This is a genomic window from Propionispira arboris, from assembly GCF_900109225.1.
GTDB classification, from domain to species: Bacteria; Bacillota; Negativicutes; order Selenomonadales; family Selenomonadaceae; genus Propionispira; species Propionispira arboris.
In genome coordinates this window covers 93884-117885 of sequence record NZ_FNZK01000012.1, presented here as the reverse complement: position 1 = coordinate 117885, position 24002 = coordinate 93884, and the positions used below count along the sequence as shown (strand labels likewise).

Genomic DNA, 24002 nt, shown 5'->3' with positions numbered 1-24002 from the left:
TAAGACCTGTTCTCCTAAAAAAGAAAAACTTCATCTATAAAATATACTTGTTTGTTTTTGAATTTCGAGCTTAAAGCACTTATCTTATAATGAGCGTCTTCCTGTAATGAAGTTAACCAGAAACACCACGATGGCAATTACAAGTAAAATATGGATTAGACCACCCATTGTATATGAAGTAACCATACCGAACAGCCACATCACGACTAAGATAAGGAGGATTGTATTTAACATAATTTTCTCCCTTCGTATTTGTATTTACAGTGCAGAATATTTCCACACTGTCGTATCCATTTTCATTAGATTCTTATTTTCTAATTCAGGGATTATTCTTTTTATAATTATTGATAAACTTACTACATTCCTGTTGCGCTTTGTCTTTAGAATAACCATATTTAACCTGCAATAGACCTTCTAGTTTTTCTTTTATTCCTTCCACCTCAACAAGATCATCGTCAGTAAGCTTGCCCCACTGTTCTTTTACACTCCCCTTAATTTCCATCCATTTTCCTTTTAGAATATCTTCATTCATGTTCATCACTCCTCTTTTTTATAAAAAAAACAATAGGGAAAAACAGATTATGCTGCCATTTTACCTGTAGAGGCCAGGTACTAAAGGCAAATAACCTGACAAAAAATCATACACATCAATAAAAGTTGTCCTCATTTTTTAATAAATTCCAGCAAATCAGCGTTGAGCTGGTCTTTATGGGTGTATACGATACCGTGGGGTGCACCTTCATAGATTTTCAAGGTTGCATTTTTAATCAACTGCGATGAGTGAAGAGCTGCCGCGCCGATTGGTACGATTTGGTCGTCATTACCATGAACAATCAGCGTTGGAATATCGAATTCCTTAAGATCTTCGGTAAAATCCGTCTCAGAAAAAGCCTTGATACAGTCTAAAGTATTCTTGTGACCGGCTTGCATCCCCTGGAGCCAAAATGAGTCCATCATTCCCTGTGAGACTTTGGCACCGGGTCTATTGGCTCCGAAAAAGGGTCCAGCCGCAAGATCTTTATAAAACTGCGAACGATCCGCAATAGATCCCTGGCGAATCTCGTCGAACGCATCAATCGGCAAACCACCGGGGTTTTTCGCTGTTTTCAGCATTAATGGGGGAACAGCGGAAATAAGAGCCACCTTCTCCACTCGCTTGGTACCTTGACGACCTATATAACGAGCAATTTCGCCACCGCCCGCGGAGAAGCCAATTAGAATAACGTTGTTTAGGTCGAGATTTTCGATTAGTGCCGATAAGTCATCGGCATACGTGTTCATTTCATTGCCATCCCAAGGCTGGCTTGAACGTCCATGTCCACGGCGGTCATGGGCAATACAACGATAGCCTTTTGAAGCAAAAAACACCATCTGAGCCTCCCAGCTATCTGAATTAAGGGGCCACCCATGGCTAAACACCAAAGGTTGACCTGTACCCCAGTCCTTATAATAAATCTGTGTGCCATCTTTCATCATAATTGTACTCATTGTTCTTCCTCCTTTTTTTCGACGAAGACCGTTATTCTCTCCCTGTTTTTCCTATGTTGTAACGTGTGTGTACTATAAAATTAATCAAAAAACAAGGTTGCCGTCAGCATTGAAAAAAGCTTTGCAACAGCCTCATTTTATTTTTTTATTAGACAATTTGGGATAGTGAGAAACAGCCAACAAAATTTAGTTGATTGTTTCAATCGGAGCTGTTTCGGTGATCGTTTCAATAGATGATACTACACTGCCAGAGAAATTTAACTTTTTGGAACCGTAAATCCAAGCAGTTGAATTACTTTCAGTCCGATTTGGTTTCCCCCAACTGAGCAGTACCTGATCTTTTGTCATATTTTCGACCACGCTGGCCTTTTCAATATTTTCCCATGTGTCTGATGACCATCCTAATGTAGTTCTTGGGTCTTGAAGAAATAAATCTTCTTGCCAAGCTGGTGCACTTGACCAGTCAGTTGATGGTATGTTAGTCCAGCTATAAGCTATCGGTAGAATAGCGTTTTTCCCATTTACAGAGACAACCAATGAAATTGGTTTTCGTGCTTGTGAACTAGCCACTACATCAACTACAGTAACAGCACTACCGATTAAAATAGGTGTTGTTACATCATCGCTGCCTGACAAATTTCGCGTTTTAGGATAAATTGTTTTACCCATGAACTGTTCTTTGGCATTTATTAAATCAGATGTTAATACCAGGCTGCTTAACTGGCCGTGTCTGGTGTGTTCCGCCAATTCTTCCCCCGTATCATTTACTGTTAGATATACTAAATATTCTTTTGTAGCCGGGTCTGGGATCACTTTACTCACAGTAGCTTCTTTGGCAAAATGTTCAGAAAAATTAATTGGCGAAGATTGATCTCCTTGTTCTGCCTGTGCTGGTGTGAAAATTTTATAGCCGACACTTTGTTGATCAGCAGGTAAATTTAGAAAAGTGAAACTGTGTCCAGAAAATTGTTCTGTAGTTAAATTAGCAGGCACGGCCTGATTTCATTTTTATTTCGTCTCCTTTTCCGTCCTTTTATTTTCAATGTATTGGCTCTGTACGAATGAACTGATTGGTAATACACATACTATTAAATAGGATAAGCAGGGCTACAGACCAAGACATATTATTTTATTTTTGATTAGGATAAGAAAAAAACCCTACGTTTATGAAGCGTGTCTGTAAAAGATCTACCGCCCATATTCGTAGGGATTCAGTATTTTGCTGTAAATGGTCCGATGCATGATAAAATTTTATATATCTATTGTACCGCAAAGAAGAATCATTGTCAAATAATCATTTGACTTATAATAAATTAGTTATATAATAGTATAACTAATTTATTAATGATTATTAAAGAAAGGCATTCATTATAATTGATGATGGTTGTGCAACGGGATTTTGGCAGGCTGGTTCATGGACAGATAATGCACCACAAATTAAAGAAATTGCAAAATCAAGCTGACAGCAAATTGACTAAAATGAGCTTATTTTTTCATTAATACGTTCTTAACACCGTAAACATCTGACACCCATATGTCGCGAGATATACGGTTTTTCCATTCGTATTTTCTGTATTATTCTTCACTGTCGTAAAAAACAATTTTCCCCGTACTTTATTAATATAGTCTAATGTTTAGTTTTATCATATTTTAATTATATCTATTGCCCATCATTATAAAGATCCTATTTATCAATAAATAATTTTAAATTTTGAATTTCCTCACTTGTTCCTTAAGTTCTTCAGACAGATCTGCTAAATTCATGCAAGTTTTCGAAATTTCTTCCAAAGCAGCCGATTGCTGTTCTGCGGCTGCCGATACAGTTTGTACAGCTCCCATCGAATTATGACTCTGTTGATTGGCCTCACCTATCGAAACAACAATTGCTTTACTTCCAGCTGATAAAGGCTGCATCAGACTAGAAATACTTCTCACCTGTTCGCTTACAACTGTTATTAAGGATGTAATTCTTTTAAATTCAGCGCCTGCCAAATTCACAATTTGAACCCCTTGATCAACATTATCAATCGACAATTCAATAGAACTAACAACATTGTTTATTCCCTGATTATGTTCTTGAATCAATATAGCAATTTTTTTTGCCGCCAAATCAGATTGTTCCGCAAGCTTTCTCACCTCATCAGCAACAACAGAAAAGCCACGTCCTTGCTCACCTGCTCGGGCAGCTTCAATTGCCGCATTAAGTGCCAAAAGATTGGTCTGACCAGCAATATTGGAAATCAATTCTACAATTTGTACAATCTCCATAGAACTTTGTTCCAGTTTACCAGAAGTTTCTTGTGCGAGCCTGGCTGTCTGAACCATATTATCCATCTGCTCAACAGCTTGATCAATTAACCTTTGTCCCGTATTGCTTGTCTTTGTTGCTTTTTCTGCAACATTCCTAATGTCCAAAGCATTAGCAGCAGTGCCTTCAATATTTTTTGCGATACCACTCACAACAGCAACAATGTTATTTAATGAACTTGCCTGATTTTCTAAACCTTGGCTAATTAATGTTATCGATTCAGCAACATTCGCAGAAGCCGCCGCCGATTGGCTCGAATTAAGCTTGACCTGTTCACTAGATTCCACTACCTGCTCAGCTGAATGATATACTCGCTGAATAAGTTCACCCAAATTTCGTTTCATCCTAACAAAATTACTGATTAAATTATCAATCTCGTCACCAAATCGTATATTGGTCCTAACCTGTCCGATAGACAAATCTCCATTTGCTACTTGTTCAGCCATAATTTCTACCATCTTAATTCTGGCTGTAATTTTCATGGTAATGCCTATAATTATTCCAGTTAATAAAAAAAGTCCTGCAATGCCAGCCACCAAAAAATTCTTGCCCAACACTGTTACCTTTTCTAACATTTCTTCCTGCGGTACAAATGTCATAAAAGTCCAGCCCGTGCTTCCGATTGGAGAAGCTGCCATCATAATTTCCTTGCCATTTATATTCGCCGTTTGTACAGAATTTTCACCATTCATAAAAGTCTGGCTATATTTTGCCAGAACACCGTCTTCAACTTCGTCTATATTATCGGTAAGACGAAATTCAGGATGATATACAAAATTCCCCTTCGCGTCAAGTATCGCTGCATAACCTGTTTCCGCCAGTTTAAATTCTTGTGCTAACTTACGAATAGGATTTATATCCAAAGTAATTCCGGCAACTCCAGCTACTTGGCCATTTCGCATAATTTTCTTCACGACTCCGGCAGAAAGGCTTTTATCTGAAGCCTCATAAATCGGCGTATAAGCAGCAGTATCCGACGCCACTGCACTTTTATACCAGTCACGAGTTCGCGGATCATAGCCAACAGGTTTTTCTTGCTCGGTAACCCCTTGAGAATCTGCCGCTGTTAAGTTTGCATAACCAGTATATGCAGACTGTATCCCCGGACAAGAAGTCTTTACATGCTTTAAAAAATCAATTTCATCCGCTTTACTTATCTCTTTACCTCCTAAAAAATCAGCTGTCATAGATACCAAAGCTTCTTTTTCCTTTAAATATGAATACATTTTTACACTATTGCTGTTTACAATATAAAGCGCCGTCTGTCTAATCTGATCATTTAATAAATTCCGTGCACCATAGTATGAATACATGCTCACACTACCTAAAATAAAGATTATTGGAATGAGCAGCAGCACGAGCAGTTTTGTTCTTAACCTTAAATTGCCTGCCATAATATTACTTCCCCCTTGAAAAAACTATGTTATTTTCCCGCACAAGGCTAAATGGCTGTACAGAAAATCTATCAATTTCCTATACAGCCATCTTATTCAACTTACTTTTTATGTAAGCTATTTCATATGCCTATAAAATATAGTACTGACGATCATGCTATGTTTCTCATCAAATGATTTCCGCACGCAGTTCTACACTTAGACATTTTTAAAACTTCACATACAATATCAATTTTGTAACCGGAATGGATGTCTGATCTGCTTTATCGCGACCCCACCATCTCTGCAATTGTAGCTGCGAATGTTTGGACAATTTATTTACTACAGTAACTCCTGGTCCTTTGAAGCCCAATGCCGGGTCGCTGATCTGACTATCATAGTCTGTATAATTATTCGTATTCATCAGCTCTTTATCGACGTCCATATAGTCTACGGCAAACGTATAATCCCCGACCTTTTTCAACTTTCCAAACTTCAATTCAGCAACATACCCGTTTGTGTCGGTCTCATTGTTTTTCAGATATTCAAAATTGAAATCCGTATTTGGCACTACACGATAATTACCATATAGCCCTAAGAACTTATCTGTACCACCACCATATTGATCCTGTCGATCCTGTTTTGCTATATATGTACCAATTGAGCCATGCTTGAGTTTATGAGCAAAATTTAACACCTCTAACAATGTAGTATTGCTTGCCGGCGTAGCCGTAACCTTACCATTTTTTAATTTGATGCCAACTCCATCTCTATCCTGATCATCCCGACCAAGAAAAACTTCTGCTGTATTATTTTTATCAAGCTTATAAATTGCCTTGCCGCCAAAGACGCCATCCTGATCCATATATAGCCCTTTCGCCAAATGATAGGTTTGACGTCCAAACTTAAAAGAAAATTCTGGTGACTTTTGATATTCCAACCAGACATTTTCCATTTCCCACTTTTCCGTTTCACTTTGTTTTCCATTATCAGTCTTCGTTTCAATATTCAGCCCGACTTCTGCAGTCCACATATCATCAATTTTACCGTCTACATATAATTTCCCCTCATGCTTGATTTTGGTAGATGAAGCCGCATCGTTCTTCACTTCTGTCTTTGTTGCTATTTTAACAGACACATCTTTTTCTTTTTTCAGCTCCTGTTTAGCCTTCGTTTTGCCTCCATCAACATCCGTAACCTCATCGCCCAATTTTCCAAGCTTTCCATCACCAGGCAGCTGTAACCCTGCAGCATAAGTTGTAGTCACTCCGTTCGTCAAAATAAGTGCTCCCAGCACCAATGTTGTCAATAATTTTCTGTTCATTTTCACACGCCCCATTTTTGCTAAAATTTTTTGATATAGCTGCTGCCAAGCATTACTGTATAGCAGACTCCGTATTAGCAGGTTTATTTTCTTTTATCCATTGCGACCATAGAATCTTAAAACCATTAGCCGCATTTTCTTGCACATACTGATAAAATCGTGGAATGATTCTGGCTTTTTCAGCATAATAATCATTTTTCCAACTATTTTTGCCACTTCCAGTGAACATCGTATATTGACCACCAAGCAAATATTGACGATATACAATATCTTTCAAGCTTGCATCTGGGTTTTTCATCATATCATACATAACCATATATGCGGTTGTACGCCCCTCACCGGCCTGACAATGAAAATGCAGCCATGAATTTTGCGGCAAAGTCTTCACAAAATTCATAAAGCGGTCAATATTTTCCGGACTCGGCCAAATATGATCTGTTGCTGTAATCCTAAAATAATTTGCTCCGCCATTTCTAACCATTTCTTCTTCCGTCAATGCACTTGTGATTTTTTCCAACTGTGGATCTGCTGCTTTTTTATCATCATCAAGTACCGACAAAACAGTCTTTTTATTTAACGTAGCTTTCAATCGTATTTTTTCATCGGCAATTATCTGGTCATACGTCTTATTTATATTGCTCCAATCACGATCGCCATACCAGCTAACACCATTACCATTGAGTAATCCATGTGATTCTTGTCTCAAATCGACGATGTAGATTGGTCCCTTAGCCATTGTCTTAAGGTTCGTCATCAGCTGATTAAATTCTAGCTGTGAACACTGGGCACTGCCAGAAATATACAAGGAATCCAATCCCTTCCGTGACGGAATATAGGTTAAATCAGCTTCTTTATTGACTTTTTTTGGTACTTTAAAAACATCATTTGAGCTTCGATAATTCCGCGGTAATTGGTCAACGTTCTTCGTATCAACACGCCATACATAACCTTCATAGTCTGGCGTATAAGTTTCATAGTCATGTTCTTTTGCCCACTGACTCCAAGTTTTCGGCAAATCACGCGGGCTGTCTTTTACATAGTCATAGAAATGTTTCACGAACTGATAACGTTCAATATACCCTTTGCGCCCCCAGTTCTTCTTATTGTCAGGGATATTGCTTAAGTTTGTATTGCCTAAAATGCCTTGACGATCCACAATAGCTTTAAAACTTACATCATGAGCATTTTTCAATATGTCTGCCATGACAGCGAATATTGTCGTTCTTCCCATTCCTGCAAAGCAATGATAATGAAGCCAGGCATCTTTCGGTAATGTTTTATAGAAAGCAAGGAATGTATCCACATCACTATCATCGGGACGAAAATGATCAGATAACGCTAACCTAAAGTAATGGGCACCATGTTCTTTGACCATTTCTTCTTCTGTTCGCACGCGATTTATGGAAAATTCAATCTGATCCAGTAAAACATTTTTATTGTCATCAAAATTATAGACTTTTACTGGAGAAGCTTTAAACAGCTTCTGCAATTGTTCCTGCTCTATAGCTTTTACTTGTTCAAGTGTCCGACCATCATTACCCCAATTACTCGGTGGAGCGAACCAGCTCACGCAGGTACCATTTAAATAGCCATGAGACTCGCCACGCAGATCAATTACATAGACCTTATCAGGCACTGTCGGTAATTGTTTTAAAACATTAACAAACTCAGTTTCTGAAAAAGCACTGCTTGCTGAGTTTCCTAATGTATCAAGACCCTTTCTCGATGGCATTACTCCATTTTTAGGATAACTTTTGAATTCATCCGTAGACATTCTGAAATTCCTCGGCAATTGATCTATATCATTCCGATCAATTTTAACTGCCAATTTAGGCGTTTTTTCAGCACTATTACTACCATCTTTGGCTAAAACTGCTGCTGTCATCTGCAACAAGAGAATAAAAGCCAGTAGAATTGACAAGATTCCTTTTTTACTAGTCTTCGTATACACCCATACCACTCCCTCAAAAATTGATTTTTTATTCAAAATACTGTTGTCACAAATGAATTTTTATTTTAATAATTATTTTTTATTGCAAAAGAACGTCTTCATTCATTGGTTTTGTATTTTTGTTTATCCGCTGATAGATCAGTATCCCTGTTCTTTAGCCCATTGACTCCAGTGTTTTCCCAAATCCGGATTCACTTTTACATAATCATAAAAATGCTTGGTGAACAACGCTCGTCTAAGATAACCTTCCTTTTTTACCGAATCTTTTGATGTTGCTGACCGAAGGTCCTGACCTCCCAGCAGCACTTGACGGGTCATAATTTCATCATAGCTAAGGTTTTCAGCATTATGCAGCATGTCAATCATACTCATAAAGGTAGTGGTTCTCCCTTCACCAGCTTCACAATGTGTGTGTATCCATGTATTGCCAGCCAGTTTCTTATAAAACTTTAAAAACTGATCAATATTTGCATCACTAGGTGCATCATAGTCAGCAACAGGGATGCGATAATATCTCACACCTTGCGATTCAACAAATTCTTTTTCTGTCATGACCTGTTCTACATATAAAGCATCCTCCGAATCAATCGATTTATCCTTACTGAGGACGGCAACTGGAACGACTTTATGTAATACTGCATTCAGTGCTTCCATTTCTACTGCATCAATCTGCTTAGCACTCATATCACGATTGGCGGCTTTATAAGCAGTGTACCAACTCACACCATTGTCATTAATATAGCCATGTGATTCCGCTCGCAAATCCAAAATCACCAAATCATGTTTCGGCAGTTGCTTTAACATTTCTCGAAATTCGTTTTTAGAAAAATAGCTGCTACCAGAAAGCCGCAAATTTTCTAACCCTTCGCGCGAAGGCATGGTTTGATCCTTACTCGTCTTTTTAAATTCACTTTGAGCTGTTCGAAAATTCCGAGGTAAATCATTCGTGCCTGCTGGTCGGTCATATTTTAAGATTGAAACACCTACCGGCGGTTCAGCGGCAAAAACAATACTACAGCTGGTTATAAAACTCAAAATCATGGTAAACAAGACTGTCTTTTGCTTCCATTTATACATTTTTTTAACTCCTTTGCTTTTATTTTTATATTTTAAAACCTGAACACCCAAGAGATCATAACGAGACTCTCACATAATTGATATGAGTCATACATCGTGATCAAATAATTTCGTTACTCACATAACAACACGATTACGATTCACTGCAAAGGGGTTCAGATTACAATATAATTATTTTTATTTAAATCCTTAGAAAAGTACCCTATCTATTACCAATCCGCATCACCAGTACATAATGATCATATCAAGAATATATTTTGATATGATTAATCATTATAAAGATAATATTATAGGTATATTAGTGGCTTCTTGTACTCATTATAGCGATAATAAACTTCATCTATCTTTGAGATTTTGCTATTTTACTTTCTTTTCACGAAAAATACTATAATTTCTTGTTATTTATAAGAATATTCGCACAAAAATTTTCTTTAGCTGTTTCTCCAGACAGGATAACCATTATATGATTTCTTTATTTTAAGAAATCAAAAAGGACCGATATAAACTATGCCCGTGAACGGGATATTATATATCGATCCTTTTATGCGTCTGCCCTAAAACGTTTTAAATATTCCTCTTTAAATTATTGAAAACTTACCATTCCGCATGCGTTCCATCATAATTTTTCCATTTTGGATTCGTCCAAACCAGACCTTCTTCTGAAACTTTCTGAACCAAATCTTCATTGATTTCTAAACCCAAACCAGGTTTATTTGGTAAATTAACAAATCCATTTTTATACTGAAAAATTTCTTTATTTTCTATGAAATCCAATAAATCAAAACCTTTATTATAATGAATCCCCAAACTTTGTTCTTGGATAAATACATTTGGTGAACATGCATCAATTTGTAAGGTTGCCGCCAACGCAATCGGTCCATACGGAGCATGCGGTGCTGCTGCCATATCGAAAGCTTCTGCCATAGCAATAATTTTTCTCGTTTCTAAAATACCGCCTGCCAAGGCAACATCGGGCTGAATAATATCAATAATCCCCTCTTTAAATAAATTTTTATATTCCCATCTCGTACACAATCTCTCACCGGTAGCCAAAGGTGTGGCTGTATATTTAGCAATCTCTTTAAATGCTTCTTCATTTTCCGGCAAAACCACTTCTTCCATAAACATCAGTTTATAAGGATCTAAGGCTCTTGCCAAAACTTTTGCCATAGGTTTATGTACTCGCCCATGAAAATCGACTGCAATACCAAAATCAATACCCATAGTATCTCGAATCGAAGCAACTCGATCGACAACCGCTTGTACTTTTTCATAAGAATCAATATAATGCAGTTCTTCTGTTGCATTCATTTTCACTGCCTTAAAGCCTCTGTTTTTACGATCTATCGCTTCTTTGACTACATCATCCGGTCTGTCACCACCAATCCATGAATAGACCATAATCTTATCACGCGCTTTGCCGCCCAAAAGTTCATAAATTGGCAAATTACAAAACTTTCCTTTAATATCCCATAATGCAGTTTCAATGCCAGATACAATCGTAGAATTGATTGGACCACCACGAAAAAATGATTTATAAAGCTCCTGCCATAATGATTCAATATCGAAAGGATTACGCCCGATAAGATACTCGCCCATTTCAGTTGCACCAGCCACCACAGTTTCTGTTTTGGTTCCAGAAATCATTTCTCCCCAGCCTTCGATCCCTTCGTCTGTGGTAATTTTAATAAAAATCCATCTTGGCTTAACCCTATATATTTTAATTGCTGAAATTTTCAAAAATTTTACACTCCTTTTCTTACCCTAGCGTATTTCGATAAAATTTACATTTTTATAGATCTTCAATTTTTTCTTCACTCGTTTTATTACCTTTAAATTTATCAATATATATCCATGTACCAATAATGCCAGCACCTAATAATGGCAGGCTCAACATTAAATTACTTGTAAATGCTGTAAATACCAAATAACTGACAGTTAAACTCGTTGCAGCAAACGATGAAATCCCGCCACTTGCTGAAATATCAATCCCCACAGAAGTTGCTAATCCAGTTAGCACTGGGGAAGTAGCCGTCCCCGCCAATAAAATCAACACCATACAAACCAGTCCAATTAAAATACTTCTAAATAAATTTCCATTACACAATGCCACAATCAACGCTATCCTAAAAGGTATAACCGCTAAATCAGCAAATGGCAAAACTCGATTACCTGGAATAATCGTTGCCATCAAAATCGTTAATGGAATAATGATTAACCCTGCTGTAATAACCGTTGAATCCCCTACAACCACCGCTGCATCAAGACCAATTAAGAATTTTCTCCCCTTAAATTTTTCTTTGGTTAATTTTTTAGCAGCTTCAGAAATTGGAATTAACCCTTCCATAAATAATGCTGTCATTTTAGGAATCAAAATCATTACAGCTGCCATATTAACTCCCAACGCAAAGATTGCCGTGATCTTATATTCGGCTAACACCCCAATACCACATCCTAAAATCAACCCCATAAAAATTGGTTCTCCAAAAAAGCCTAAATATTTTTGCGCATCTTTTGCCGAAAAATCAATTTTATTAATTACAGGAATTTGATCAATAATTTTATTTAGTGGCGCCGCTATAATAACAGATGATAAGGCGGACATAGTCGGCAATGAAACTCCGGGAATACCAAAATACTTTTCAACTGCCGGGGCTGTCCAGTCGGCTAATTTAAAAGAAATAATCGCCATAACAACAGATGCCCCTAACCCGATAAATACATTATTCGTAGCAAAATACGCCATAATTCCAACAATAGCCATATGATGATAATTCCAGATATCAACATCTAACGTGTCCGTCAGCTTCAACACAAGCATCAAAACATTCGTCAACAAAATACCAAAAATCAGCAATGGAATAATTGGGGATGACCAGGTAACCGCCGCAATTGCGCCCCAACCAACGTCCAAAATATCCAATTTGATACCAAAATTAGTTACCATCGCCTTCGCAGCAGGACCTAAATTATCCGAAAGTAAATTAACAACTAATTTAATTCCCGCAAAACCAATGGCAATAATTAAACCTGATCGAAATGCCTTGAGTACCTTTACTCTAAACAAAAGCCCCACAACAGTAATGATTATTGGTAAAAGTACAATCGGACCGGCTAATAATAATGTATTAAATGCACTATAAACTAAATCCATTTTCCTACCTCCTATTGCAGTATCTGAATTATTTTTTCAATGGTTTCGTCTTCACCAACACCAGTTAATAATGAAATTGCACCTATTATAGGAACAGTGACACCATCTCCAGTAAATTTCCCAGTCGTTATAACCAAATCAAAATCATTTGCTTTCCCACTAAGTTCCAAAAGTTTACACTGACTTACTAAAATAGAAAGCCCTTTCTCTTCACAAGCTTCGCGAACCTTTTGTGCCACTACTGTTGATGTAGCAATTCCATTTCCACACGCAACTAAAACTCTTTTCATATTACTCGTCTCCTCTAATTAAATATTTTAAACAGATATCATAAATAGTTTTTACATCTTTACAATTGATCATTTTCTTCAATTGTTCTTGTTCCTTGACCAAAGCTAAAACCTTCTGCAGCATTGCAATTTGTCCATGTGGCTGACTTAAGGCAAGCATAAAAATTATGTTTACATCAATTTCTCGTTCCGGATCGTCCATCGCGTAAAAGGTAAGCGGTTTCGATAAAACCCCCATAGCAAATGCATCGCATCGAACATGGATACAATCTGTATGTGGCACGGCAATATTAATACCACCCGTAAACAATCCTGTCGGATATATTTTTTCTCGCTCTAATATACCTTTTTTATAACCTTCCGTTACATATTGTTTGGCATATAATTGCTCTGCCAAAAAGCTCAAAGCAATTTCCTTAGAATCAATTTCATCTGATAATTTGAAAATTAATTTTTCATTAAAACATAACCCATCATCCATTTTTCAATCCCCTTTGACACGACTTTCAAAATATGATAATGATTTTTTCAGACCAACTTTATCTTGTCTTTTAATATCTTGTGGCTGAAAAATCCCAGATGCAATCCCGACATATTTTGCTCCAGCCTTTCTATATTGTGCAACATTCTCTGCATTAACGCCTCCCACTGCCATGAGTGGTAGTTCACCAAACGGCGCTGCAATATCTTGAAAATATTTTGTCCCTAATCCCCTTGCCGGAAAAACTTTCACAATATCCGCCCCATCGTGAAATGATTGATAGATCTCGGTAGGTGAATATGCTCCTGGAATACTTATTACCGCATGCTGCTTACATAAATCCAGCATTGCCGGAGAAAACATAATCGGTGATAAAACAAAATCAGCACCAATCTCAATTACCTGTTCAAGATCTTGTTTCTTTAGAACAGTTCCCGCCCCAACAGCAATAGAATCTCCATATGCTTCAACAATTTTACGAATAATCTGCATTGAATCTTCTCGATTCAGCGTGATTTCCACGGCACGAACCTGACTATCCAGCAAAACTTCCACTACCGTTTTCACTTGCTCATAATCATAACCTCTAAGAATAGCCGTTACAGGAGAAAATTCTGCTAGTTTTTTTTTCATCTGATGACCTCCAAAAAAATAAGTACGAATCGTCTTTTGATTCATACTTATCTATTATGCAAGCCACATGCCAATAAATGGTTAAAATTGTTTTCCACTCAATATCTGCTGCATTCCCTGAATGGATTTTGCTGATTTTAAGCCTAAAACGGCTTCTTTATTCGATATAATTTGATAAAAATAATTTATATACTGTTGATCATTTTCTGTCAATGCAAATAAAAAAACTAAATCTACCATAAAATCATTTTCCCAAGTAATTGGCTGAACTAGACTAGCCACAGCCATGGCAGATTTTGTAACATAAGAACCATCACCATGCGGGATACCAATCCCACCATTAAGATAGGTGGCTCCAATACTTTCTCTTTTATAGGCACTTAAAACGAACTCCTTCATTACAGCTCCATAATTTTCAAGCATCTGCGACATATAATCTATGACTTGTATCTTATCTGCTAAGTCCAATTTACAAACTATCAATTCCTCATGAATTACATCGGTAAAAACTACTCGTTGCTGTGCGTTTCTTCCAATCGCTGATTTTATTTGATAAATTCCCTCACCACTCAAAACTTTTTCTACAGAAATAAATGGTACCGCTTTAATGAATGGATTCATCGTTCCAACAACAGCAATGACATGATACTGCTGCATAATTGCTTCTATACTTTCCGCCATTTTTTCTGCCTGCAAAACCCCAACTGTAAAAAGTTCTACAGTTTCTTCAATGCCAGCAACCGCATCTTGTATATAATCTTTCATTTTTTTTGCATTACCTTCACCGGTAATGCACGATAAAATAATTGCCTTCTGTTTGGTCTTATCAATACTGCCAGCACTACCTATTTTATTTATATAATATGGATCAAGTGATAAAGCTTCAACGATAGTTTCTAATTTCATATCCATCAATGCAGCTCTTCTCACAGCCTCTAATACCATTACAGTGTCTACCCGCCCAATGCTACAGGTTTGTATACCTGTCTGCTTTGTAATAACCTCCCCAAACTTTGTCAAAGACCCCATATCCACTAATAAAAGACAGCCTTTCCCCTCATCAATTTCTTTAATAATTTTTATAGTTCTTTCTAACACATTATCTGGATGTTCATCCAACCCCATTTCTATACCAACAACATCATTTACATTTAAAAGATGATTTACCACCTCTGCCATTCCACTTGCCACGCGTCCATGCGTTAAAACTAAAACTTTTACTTTTCCCGTCGAGTCTATATTTCCTTGTGAAAATGTTTTTAAATACATCGTCAGCATTGCAACTTCTTCTTTAGGAAATGTCAATTTTAATTCATTTTCAATTTCAAGCATCATTAATTTAGCAACAGCGTACTCCTTTTTATAATTTTCTTTAATATTAATAAGATCCACTGCCGCCGTTTTATAAATACCACTTTTAATATGATCACAAAGTGTACTTAAATGAATCGACACAAAATAGTAAATACGATCTTCTAGCAGCGGAATATAACGCTTTGCAATACATACAGCTTGCTTGACAGCTTGAATCATATGCGAATCTATAATTGATTCCAGCTCTAACATAGCTGTATTTAAATTTTCTTTACCCTCTAAATATTTTTTTATTTCTAAATTGAGACGATTTTGAACAATCCTATTTACCTCTTTTTCTGCAATTTTACTGTTTCGTAACTCTAAAAAACTCTTCTCAATAATGGTATAAATTTTTTCGAATGAAATTTCCATATTTTCTTCTATTGTTTCATTTAATGGATTCATATCAAACACAATATCGCTGCTTGCATATTGGGTAAGTTCTCCATATGTTCTATTCTTTTGTAATAAATCCACTCTATGATAATTTAATAAAGTATCGGGAGAAATCAGAATTCCATCTGTACCAGCAGATATACAACTTAAAAAGCCATTTGCACAAGCAACACGTATATCACTAAGCAGCTGACCTATATTACCCCTACATTCGTATATCAGTAAAAATTTCATAACCGCAGAATCAACTTTTATCGTACGTTGTATTTGCAAAGCTTCTTGTTTGAAAAATTTTTTTATAATAGAAAACCGCTCACTTATTGGACGTTCTGATAATGAAGGAATATCTATCACCATCGGTATACGCCGACGAAAGGTAAGTAAAAGTGTTGATTCTAGATTTTCTGTTGTGGCCGCGATAATTCTGATTGTAATTTTAGTAGCACAAGTCTCACCCAAGCGTCTAAATTCACCCTTATCTAAAATTGAAAATAAAATTTCTTGCCCTTCACTCGGTAATCTATGTACTTCATCCAAAAACAAAATCCCTTGATTTGCTTTTTCTACTAACCCTGTTTTTGATGTAACCGCTCCACTAAACGCTCCTTTAACATAACCAAATAATTGCGCCAAAAGAAGCTGTGGATTATCTGCATAATCGGCACAATTAAATACAACAAACGGTGCCTTATCTTCTAATATCCCCTCTTTAATAGCAAATCTATACATATTTTCAGCTAAATATGATTTTCCTACCCCTGACGGACCCGTTAATAAAGTATTTAACCCATGCGGTGGATATAAAATTGCAGCTTTGGCTTGATTAATCTGTGTTTTTATGCCTTTTTTATAGCCAATAATATTACTAAATGCAATATCTTTAGCCACCGCTTGCTTACTAACTTGTTTAGATTCTATACTCTCAATTGGATCTAATTCAGAATTCATAGGCACCATTTCTTTCCATTTTCCTTGAGCAACCTCTAACTCAATTTGCTTTCTTAATTCCACTGCTGTATAACGTGAAATATTATATCCATGCTGATTCAAAAGACCAGTAAATTGCCTGTCAGAAATTTTAGACTTATCATTTGATAAAATTATCTTTGCACATTCTGACAGAATTATATTCTTCCTTCTTTCCCGTGAATTAGGAATACCCGCCATTAACCTTAAATGAACTACCTTTACTCTGGACAAAGACATCATTTGAGCTAATTTTTCATCCGTAAAAGGATTCTTTTTATCTTCTGTATCAATCATTTTTCTTAAAATTCGTATCATTTACACACCCCAATCAAAAAATAAAAAATTTTTATAATTCTCTCTACCAACTTTATTGGACAATACATATTGCACTCACTTAACACAAAAAACACATATTCGTACAATATGCAGTCTAAATATTTTGAATTATTATTCTTTATAAGAATAAGCAGACATCTCCCTGTCTAAATGAATTGGGTAATAATTCTAATTTCAGAATGGAGATATTATAGTTATATAAATACGCTAAAACCCTTTAAATGCCTTCTATGCTTTCAGCTTCGGTACGGTTTACCATAAATTTATCGAACAAATAAAAGAAAAGGATCAATGCATTATATCCCCCGGAAAGGAATATCCGCTATCGATCCTTTTCTTTCATAATGACTAAACTATACTATTCCACTCTATTTAAAATTAACCAAATTGACTAATTTTTCACCTGCCATAAAACGTTTTAAATTTCCCGCACTAATATCGATAATAGCTTCCAGTGTTTCTGGAATATGATAACCCCCTGAGATATGCGGTGTAAGAATTATATTTTCTATATCCCACAATCTATGATTGGCAGGCAACGGTTCTGGGTCTGTAACATCCAATCCGGCACCGGATAGGTACCCACTTTCAACTGCATCACACAAAGCCTCCGTATCGACTACATTACCTCGCCCTACATTAAGAAGCACTGCACCCCTTTTCATCCGATTTAATCGTTCCAGCGAAAACATCTTATAGGTCTCTTTTGTACTAGGGATTGTAATGGCTACAATATCTGCCAGAGGCAAGAGTTCATCGATTTTATCCTGTACATATAATTCATCAATAAAATCAGGTTTTGCTGTAAGGGTTCGCTTTACACCAATTGTATAGGCACCAAACGCTTTGAGTCTTTTGGCAAATTCACCCCCAATATTACCAAGCCCAATAATTAAAACTTTAGAATGATAAATTGATTTGACTTCACCTTCATCTTGCCAAAGATGATGCTTTTGATTGTTTCTATAAATATGAAGTTTTTTAAGGAGTTGCAACAGCATGCCTACCATATGCTCCGAAATAGCCAAACCATATGCCCCCGTAGCATTTGTCAGCAATACATCATCTTTTAGTACTCCATTTTTCATATAGACATCACTACCAGCAGAGTTCAGCTGTATCCATTTGAGTTTTGGTGCATCACGAAGCATTTCAGGCGGCGGGTTCCCTATTATTATATCTGCCGTTTGCAAAGTTTCTACATCCAAAGCGTCTGCTCCAGTATAGACATAGTGAGCTGCCAGTGCTTCCTGTTCCAGTAAATGTTTTTGTTCTTCTTTGATTGGCAATAATACAAGAATCGTCTTAATCTGCATAATTTCAATCTCCCATCATTTAATAATTATAAAGCTCATTTTTAAAGTATCAACAAACTACAGTGGTCTCTTAATCAATCCAATTATACAACAACATTTAAGCTGTACGTTTTTTATACCATACATATCCAAAATAAGCTGCCGCTGAAAGGACAATCAGTAAAATCAATCTTGTTTCATTTTCCCGATACGATGCAAGATCATGTCCCATCGTCACTTCAATCAATGCCGATGGAAACTTACCAATAAAAGTAGCTAATATATAATCTTTTAAACGAATATCACTGATTGCTCCCAACGCTGTTATAAGTCCAGAGGGGACAAATGGAATACTACGAGCAATCAACATGATTGTAAAACCATTTTTACCACTAAAATCATTTACTTTTTGCAAAGCATTGCTTTTTTCAATTACCACATGGGCATAATCACGAAAAAAATAACGCATCAAGACAAAACTGATAATGACGCCAACGGATTCAGCTATCCAGGCAATCAGTGTACCCTCCCAAATGCCAAAAATAATGCCGGCAGCTGCTAAAACAAAAATATTTGGTAAAACGGCCACCACGTTAATTGCAACAATAATAAAAAAACATATGACTGCTGCATATTGTCCAAAAGAACGGATATAGCTAAGGATAGCTTCGATATCCCCTTGTAAAAGAAATTGTAACAACATCGATAAAGTTTTTTGATTCAGCCAGCCAATCAATAAACTAACTGCTAAAAAAAGAACAAACATGATCATTTTATATTTTGATTGATGCATTCTTCACTCAACCTCATTTTTTATCATTTTACAAATTATATCATGATTCAAGATCTCTGAATATGATTATTTATTTCAAAAAAAGCAGCCCCGCCGGGCTGCTTTTATATTCCAACTCTCAAGGTTTGTACCGTTATATTGACTTTATGGACAATCATACCAGTCATAAATTCAATTGCTTCTTTAATTTTATTTTGCACCATTCGAATCAATGCGGGAATTTCTTGTCCATATTTCACAGACACTTCACAAGAAATTTCAATACCCTGATCTTCGTCATCGTGCAAAATATGCTTCACTTTTATTTTTGATGTTTTTGTAATTGCTTTCTCATCGGCCACAGCAACCTGATTTACGATAGCCGCAATAGCCGAATCATCGATAATAAGTTTTCCATAATAACTAAACACCGGACGAACGATCGATTTCTCACCGAGACGACGACGATTTCTTCGCGATTTTTTAAAGAAAGACTGCAACGGATCAATTAAGTAACCAGAAAAATGTGGTTTTAGTTCAATCGTCGGTACTGGTATAATATGTTTACCTTCTTTGATCCGGCAAGTATAAGCTTTTTCCATATCTTCCTTCGTTGCAATATCTTCAATATGAATAATCGTGCTAATTGATGGCAATTTTAAAATTTCAGCAATTTTATGGATCATATTTTCTGAAGTCCCCAAAATAAGAATTCGCTGCGGTCGTACTTCCTGAATAACATTCCTAACTTCCTCGGCATGACCTGGTAGAGAAAAAATAGCCCGACGAACGGCCATTATCTTACTACTTTCTCTTTTTGCCGAATGACCCGCCATAATTTTCCCATCTTTAATCAATAAACCATCATCAATGATAGCATCTGCCTTATGTTCGTGTGCTACAATTAATGCACGATGGCTTTTTCCCGTGCCACTTGGCCCTACGAGCGCAATAACATCCACTTTTAATCTCTCCAATACTTTTTTCTTGCTTCTTTCGATTGACGAAACTGCTGTTTGTAAATCGCTTTTCCAGGGTCATTCTTTATTACAAAACTTCTTCCTTTTTTCTCGCATATAATTCTTCTGCATAAGAATCTTCTATGGTAAACTGACCTATTTTTTGTGGGTATCTGGTTTCAATTGCATGAAAATCCGATCCGCCAGTCATAAATAAATGATATTTTTCCGCTAAATTTTTATACAGCTGCGTTTCAATGGCATTATGCTGTGGATAAAATACTTCAAGACCATCTATACCTTCTTTAATAAGCCGTTCAATCACGGCATCATCATGAATAAGCTTCGGATGTGCTAAAACAACCAGACCACCGGCATCATGGATTAACTGAATTACATCAATTGAGGACAATCTATAATGAGGTACATGTACCGGTCCATTTTTATATAAGACTTTTTCAAAAGCATCCCCCATCGTTTTAAAACAGCCTTTTTTTACCAGAGCACGTGCAATATGGGCTCGCCCAATTGATTTTGTTGCACCAGCAATAGTCAGTACATCTGTTTCAGAAATCGGATATCCCAAATCTTGTAATTTTTCAATAATTTGCGAGAATCGAATCCAACGATGTTCAACCACTTCATCTAATTTTTCTTGTAACTGCAAGTTAAAGATATCTATATTATAGCCTAAAATATGCACTTCATGTTCCGGGTCCTGTACACTAAATTCGATACCAGGTATAAGTTCAATTCCTTTAGCAGGATACAAACCATTTTCATACAAATTGCGAATACCACTAACCGTATCATGATCTGTAATCGCCATATAATGAAGCCCTGCTTGTTTTGCTGCCAAAACAAGCTTTTCTGGCGTTAATCCACCATCGGAAAAGGTTGTATGCATATGTAAATCGCTACTCATATTTGTTCTACCATTGCCAGCTGGACGAGTGTTTTAACACCAAACCCAGTGGCACCTTTCGGGTTGATCCCACGTATTTGCTTAAGATAGGCTACGCCAGCAATATCTAAATGAACCCAAGGCAGCTCTTTCACAAAATGCTGAATAAAACTCCCTGCTTTCATCATTCCAGCCGCTCGGCCTCCAGTATTTTTTATATCAGCAATATCACTGTGCAGACTCTCTTTATATTCTTCATATATAGGCATTCGCCACATTTTTTCACCCGTTTCACTAGCCGCAGATAAGACTTGTTGGCAAAGTATATCATTATTACTAACTATACCAGCTGCCGTATTCCCTAAGGCAATGACACAGGCACCGGTAAGCGTTGCAATATCAATAATTTTAGTTGCACCGAATTGAATTGCATAACTTATGGCATCCGCTAAAACGAGTCTGCCTTCAGCATCCGTATTATCAATTTCAATTGTTGTACCATCCAGACTTTTAACAACGTCACTTGGTCTCACTGCATGTCCTGATGGCATATTTTCACAACATGGTAGTACAGCAATGATATTGATTTTCGGCTGCAATTTACCAATAGCACGCATCGCATACAAAACAGCAGCACCACCAGCCATGTCCATTTTCATATCGCTCATATTAATACTTGATTTTAAAGAGATACCGCCACTATCAAACGTAATTCCTTTGCCAACATAGGCTAACAGATCTTTACTATCAGGGTTACCCTGATAATGAATCGTAATCAATCGCGGCGATTGATCACTGCCTTTTGCAACTGCCAAAAACGCATTCATCCCAAGTTCCTGAATTGCTGTTTCTTCAAAAATATCTACAGCAAACTTTTTGTATTTCCGAAAATTCTGTGCTCGTTCTGCCATAAAAGCGGGCGTTATATAACAAGCCGGATGATTGATTAAATCGCGGCACAAATTTACACTATCTGTTAAGATTTGCGTCTGATGCAAGGCTGTTTCCATAGCCTCAATGGTTTCTGCTTTGACTCCCGCCAAAAAAATCTGATATATTTTTTCATTTTTTTTACTTTTATAGATATCAAACTTATAGCTGCCCAGCACCATGCCTTCTACAATAGTCTGCGCTGCTGTTATTTCATTAAAAGTATACGATAAATTTGCATATAGTAAAATTGTTTTAACCATAAACTTATGCACAGCCCTTACAGCACTGCCAAATAAAGACCCTAACCTATCACGTGTACAATCTGCGGATTTACCAGCCCCAATCAAGAATACTGCCTTTACATTAAATTCCCCAAACAGGTGAATCAAATTATATTCACCATAATTTACGCACTGAGGATACACTTGCCTAAAATTTAAAATTTGCTGCTGTATTAATGGGTTTAAACACAAAATTGCCTTATTTTCTTTTATTGATAAAGAACCATCAAAAATGGTAATAAAAAGTATATCGGCTATCACACTATCTACTAAACCAGATACTAAAGTCAATTTCATATAGCTTCACCTCAAAGCGTACATATACAATGCATTAAAGAAATTACATAGCCCATTAGTCTGTCAGGAATGAGATATAGGGCATCGATTGCCATATAGAATATTTAATGCAACTTATATAGTTCTATAATATCATACATTTCTATAAACAGAAAATGATATTCGCTGCCCAAACAATAAACCCTGCTCAAAATGAACAGGGTTTATTGTTTATTTCAAAGTCTACTTTATCTCGGTTCTACAATAAGTTTAATCGCAGTTCGCTCTTCTCCTTCAATTAAAATGTCGGTAAAAGCTGGAATGCATATCAAGTCAATACCATGCGGTGCGACAAAGCCTCTTGCTATCGCTACAGCCTTCACAGCTTGATTCAGTGCACCTGCGCCAACAGCTTGCAGTTCCGCAGTACCTGCCTCACGCAGCACCCCCGCCAAAGCGCCTGCCACTGAATTTGGATTTGACTTTGCTGATACTTTTAAAACACCCATGATTAATTAGCACCCTCCTTCAATAATTGAAAAAGACCAACTTTTAACGAAGCGAAAAAAGCTTATCATCTTATTGTAATGGTATTCTGGTCAAACAAATAAAATCCTGCTCTATTTCTGCAATCTCGCATATTTTTACTATATTATAAAGTTTCACTTTCCTGAATCATGATTCGCTCAATCTTTTCCGCATTGCCGTTTTCATCCGATACAGTAAGCAGTACTGCAGAAAAAACATTGGGTCCATCTGCTAATTCAAAACGCACGGGCATTCCCGTTTGAAATTTATACAAAATACGTTCTGCCTCTACCCCAAGCACGGAATTCCAAGGTCCAACCATCCCCAAATCCGTAATATAGGCTGTTCCTTGTGGCAGAATGCGCTCATCTGCCGTTTGAATATGGGTATGCGTGCCCACTACACAGGTAACCTTACCATCTAAATACCAACCCATTGCCATTTTTTCCGATGTTGTTTCTGCATGCATGTCCAAAATAATGGTATCACATTTACCTTTAAGTTCTCTGAGAATCTCATCAATTTTTTGAAAAGGACAATCAAGTGGCGGCATAAAAGCACGACCCGATAAATTAATTACACCAATATTTTTCGCTTTAAGCGGATAGATACAATACCCTTTTCCAGGTGCACCTTCGGGATAGTTTGCTGGACGAATTAAAAAAGGTTCACGGTCAATAAACTGTAATACATCTTTTTTATCCCAAATATGATTACCAGACGTAATAACATCAGCACCGGCCTGGTAAAGCTCATCGAGTGAATTTTGTGTAATCCCATTACCTCCGGCGGAATTTTCACCATTGACAATGGTTAGATCAACCGCATATTTTTTTTTCATTTGTGGAATATATTTTTTTGCAGCTTTTCTTCCTGGATTACCACAAATATCACCAACGATTAAAATATTCAATTCTA

The 24002-nt window shown here is 36.7% G+C and carries 21 protein-coding genes; all 21 read right to left on the bottom strand.

Going from position 1 to position 24002, the window contains the following annotated elements; genetic code table 11:
* Nucleotides 1-84: 84 nt before the first annotated feature.
* Nucleotides 85-234: a lmo0937 family membrane protein gene (locus tag BMY14_RS20370; protein WP_143063172.1), complete on the bottom strand. Its 150-nt coding sequence runs from the start codon at nucleotides 232-234 to the stop codon at nucleotides 85-87.
* Between the two features lie 85 nt (nucleotides 235-319).
* Complete coding sequence (locus BMY14_RS12565) at nucleotides 320-532, bottom strand: CsbD family protein (RefSeq protein ID WP_091832326.1); 213 nt, start codon at nucleotides 530-532, stop codon at nucleotides 320-322.
* 131 nt (nucleotides 533-663) lie between these two features.
* Complete coding sequence (locus tag BMY14_RS12560; RefSeq protein WP_091832323.1) at nucleotides 664-1488, bottom strand: alpha/beta fold hydrolase; 825 nt, start codon at nucleotides 1486-1488, stop codon at nucleotides 664-666.
* A 186-nt stretch (nucleotides 1489-1674) separates the two neighbouring features.
* Nucleotides 1675-2310, bottom strand: coding sequence for a hypothetical protein (locus BMY14_RS12555; RefSeq protein WP_245741399.1), 636 nt, complete (start codon nucleotides 2308-2310; stop codon nucleotides 1675-1677).
* An 882-nt stretch (nucleotides 2311-3192) separates the two neighbouring features.
* Nucleotides 3193-5190, bottom strand: coding sequence for a methyl-accepting chemotaxis protein (locus BMY14_RS12550; RefSeq protein ID WP_091832318.1), 1998 nt, complete (start codon nucleotides 5188-5190; stop codon nucleotides 3193-3195).
* Nucleotides 5191-5398: 208 nt separating this feature from the next.
* A complete protein-coding gene (locus BMY14_RS12545) occupies nucleotides 5399-6493 on the bottom strand; it encodes a hypothetical protein (protein ID WP_091832315.1) in 1095 nt (364 codons plus the stop codon).
* A gap of 52 nt (nucleotides 6494-6545) precedes the next feature.
* Nucleotides 6546-8444: a protein-tyrosine phosphatase family protein gene (locus tag BMY14_RS12540; protein WP_091832312.1), complete on the bottom strand. Its 1899-nt coding sequence runs from the start codon at nucleotides 8442-8444 to the stop codon at nucleotides 6546-6548.
* Between the two features lie 138 nt (nucleotides 8445-8582).
* Complete coding sequence (locus BMY14_RS12535) at nucleotides 8583-9521, bottom strand: phosphatase domain-containing putative toxin (protein ID WP_091832309.1); 939 nt, start codon at nucleotides 9519-9521, stop codon at nucleotides 8583-8585.
* Nucleotides 9522-10115: 594 nt separating this feature from the next.
* Nucleotides 10116-11261: a galactonate dehydratase gene (dgoD, locus tag BMY14_RS12530; RefSeq protein ID WP_091832306.1), complete on the bottom strand. Its 1146-nt coding sequence runs from the start codon at nucleotides 11259-11261 to the stop codon at nucleotides 10116-10118.
* Between the two features lie 52 nt (nucleotides 11262-11313).
* Nucleotides 11314-12675 (bottom strand): PTS galactitol transporter subunit IIC, encoded by a 1362-nt coding sequence (locus BMY14_RS12525; RefSeq protein ID WP_091832303.1) that lies wholly within the window; start codon nucleotides 12673-12675, stop codon nucleotides 11314-11316.
* Between the two features lie 11 nt (nucleotides 12676-12686).
* Nucleotides 12687-12965, bottom strand: a complete 279-nt coding sequence (locus BMY14_RS12520; RefSeq protein ID WP_019554707.1) for a PTS sugar transporter subunit IIB — start codon at nucleotides 12963-12965, stop codon at nucleotides 12687-12689.
* 1 nt (nucleotide 12966) lies between these two features.
* Nucleotides 12967-13446, bottom strand: coding sequence for a PTS sugar transporter subunit IIA (locus BMY14_RS12515; RefSeq protein WP_091832300.1), 480 nt, complete (start codon nucleotides 13444-13446; stop codon nucleotides 12967-12969).
* 3 nt (nucleotides 13447-13449) lie between these two features.
* Nucleotides 13450-14079 (bottom strand): bifunctional 4-hydroxy-2-oxoglutarate aldolase/2-dehydro-3-deoxy-phosphogluconate aldolase, encoded by a 630-nt coding sequence (locus tag BMY14_RS12510; protein WP_091832297.1) that lies wholly within the window; start codon nucleotides 14077-14079, stop codon nucleotides 13450-13452.
* An 81-nt stretch (nucleotides 14080-14160) separates the two neighbouring features.
* The gene (locus tag BMY14_RS12505; RefSeq protein WP_091832295.1) at nucleotides 14161-17115 is read right to left on the bottom strand and encodes a sigma 54-interacting transcriptional regulator; all 2955 of its coding nucleotides are present in this window, start codon (nucleotides 17113-17115) and stop codon (nucleotides 14161-14163) included.
* 389 nt (nucleotides 17116-17504) lie between these two features.
* On the bottom strand, nucleotides 17505-18452 hold the full coding sequence (locus BMY14_RS12500; RefSeq protein WP_091832292.1) for a D-2-hydroxyacid dehydrogenase: 948 nt from the start codon (nucleotides 18450-18452) through the stop codon (nucleotides 17505-17507).
* Nucleotides 18453-18549: 97 nt separating this feature from the next.
* Complete coding sequence (locus BMY14_RS12495; RefSeq protein ID WP_019554712.1) at nucleotides 18550-19224, bottom strand: TVP38/TMEM64 family protein; 675 nt, start codon at nucleotides 19222-19224, stop codon at nucleotides 18550-18552.
* Between the two features lie 104 nt (nucleotides 19225-19328).
* The gene (locus tag BMY14_RS12490) at nucleotides 19329-20165 is read right to left on the bottom strand and encodes an Asp23/Gls24 family envelope stress response protein (protein ID WP_091832289.1); all 837 of its coding nucleotides are present in this window, start codon (nucleotides 20163-20165) and stop codon (nucleotides 19329-19331) included.
* A gap of 85 nt (nucleotides 20166-20250) precedes the next feature.
* Entirely contained in the window at nucleotides 20251-21087 is an 837-nt protein-coding gene (locus tag BMY14_RS12485) for a PHP domain-containing protein (protein ID WP_019554714.1), read from the bottom strand.
* Nucleotides 21084-22577, bottom strand: coding sequence for a leucyl aminopeptidase (locus BMY14_RS12480; RefSeq protein ID WP_091832286.1), 1494 nt, complete (start codon nucleotides 22575-22577; stop codon nucleotides 21084-21086). The genes BMY14_RS12485 and BMY14_RS12480 overlap by 4 nt, the downstream gene beginning before the upstream one ends.
* A gap of 227 nt (nucleotides 22578-22804) precedes the next feature.
* The gene (locus BMY14_RS12475; RefSeq protein ID WP_019554716.1) at nucleotides 22805-23065 is read right to left on the bottom strand and encodes a stage V sporulation protein S; all 261 of its coding nucleotides are present in this window, start codon (nucleotides 23063-23065) and stop codon (nucleotides 22805-22807) included.
* Nucleotides 23066-23208: 143 nt separating this feature from the next.
* On the bottom strand, nucleotides 23209-23997 hold the full coding sequence (locus BMY14_RS12470; RefSeq protein WP_091832283.1) for a TIGR00282 family metallophosphoesterase: 789 nt from the start codon (nucleotides 23995-23997) through the stop codon (nucleotides 23209-23211).
* Nucleotides 23998-24002 lie beyond the last annotated feature (5 nt).

Excerpts from the sequence above, each read along its gene's own strand:
- BMY14_RS12565 (WP_091832326.1), bottom strand. The coding sequence starts at position 532 with ATGAATGAAGATATTCTAAAAGGAAAATGGATGGAAATTAAGGGGAGT.
- BMY14_RS12485 (WP_019554714.1), bottom strand. The coding sequence starts at position 21,087 with ATGAGTAGCGATTTACATATGCATACAACCTTTTCCGATGGTGGATTA.
- BMY14_RS20370 (WP_143063172.1), bottom strand. The coding sequence starts at position 234 with ATGTTAAATACAATCCTCCTTATCTTAGTCGTGATGTGGCTGTTCGGT.
- BMY14_RS12505 (WP_091832295.1), bottom strand. The coding sequence starts at position 17,115 with ATGATACGAATTTTAAGAAAAATGATTGATACAGAAGATAAAAAGAAT.
- BMY14_RS12520 (WP_019554707.1), bottom strand. The coding sequence starts at position 12,965 with ATGAAAAGAGTTTTAGTTGCGTGTGGAAATGGAATTGCTACATCAACA.
- BMY14_RS12550 (WP_091832318.1), bottom strand. The coding sequence starts at position 5,190 with ATGGCAGGCAATTTAAGGTTAAGAACAAAACTGCTCGTGCTGCTGCTC.
- BMY14_RS12545 (WP_091832315.1), bottom strand. The coding sequence starts at position 6,493 with ATGAACAGAAAATTATTGACAACATTGGTGCTGGGAGCACTTATTTTG.
- BMY14_RS12500 (WP_091832292.1), bottom strand. The coding sequence starts at position 18,452 with ATGCAGATTAAGACGATTCTTGTATTATTGCCAATCAAAGAAGAACAA.
- BMY14_RS12515 (WP_091832300.1), bottom strand. The coding sequence starts at position 13,446 with ATGGATGATGGGTTATGTTTTAATGAAAAATTAATTTTCAAATTATCA.
- BMY14_RS12535 (WP_091832309.1), bottom strand. The coding sequence starts at position 9,521 with ATGTATAAATGGAAGCAAAAGACAGTCTTGTTTACCATGATTTTGAGT.
- BMY14_RS12475 (WP_019554716.1), bottom strand. The coding sequence starts at position 23,065 with ATGGGTGTTTTAAAAGTATCAGCAAAGTCAAATCCAAATTCAGTGGCA.
- BMY14_RS12495 (WP_019554712.1), bottom strand. The coding sequence starts at position 19,224 with ATGCATCAATCAAAATATAAAATGATCATGTTTGTTCTTTTTTTAGCA.
- BMY14_RS12560 (WP_091832323.1), bottom strand. The coding sequence starts at position 1,488 with ATGAGTACAATTATGATGAAAGATGGCACACAGATTTATTATAAGGAC.
- BMY14_RS12480 (WP_091832286.1), bottom strand. The coding sequence starts at position 22,577 with ATGAAATTGACTTTAGTATCTGGTTTAGTAGATAGTGTGATAGCCGAT.
- BMY14_RS12525 (WP_091832303.1), bottom strand. The coding sequence starts at position 12,675 with ATGGATTTAGTTTATAGTGCATTTAATACATTATTATTAGCCGGTCCG.
- BMY14_RS12510 (WP_091832297.1), bottom strand. The coding sequence starts at position 14,079 with ATGAAAAAAAAACTAGCAGAATTTTCTCCTGTAACGGCTATTCTTAGA.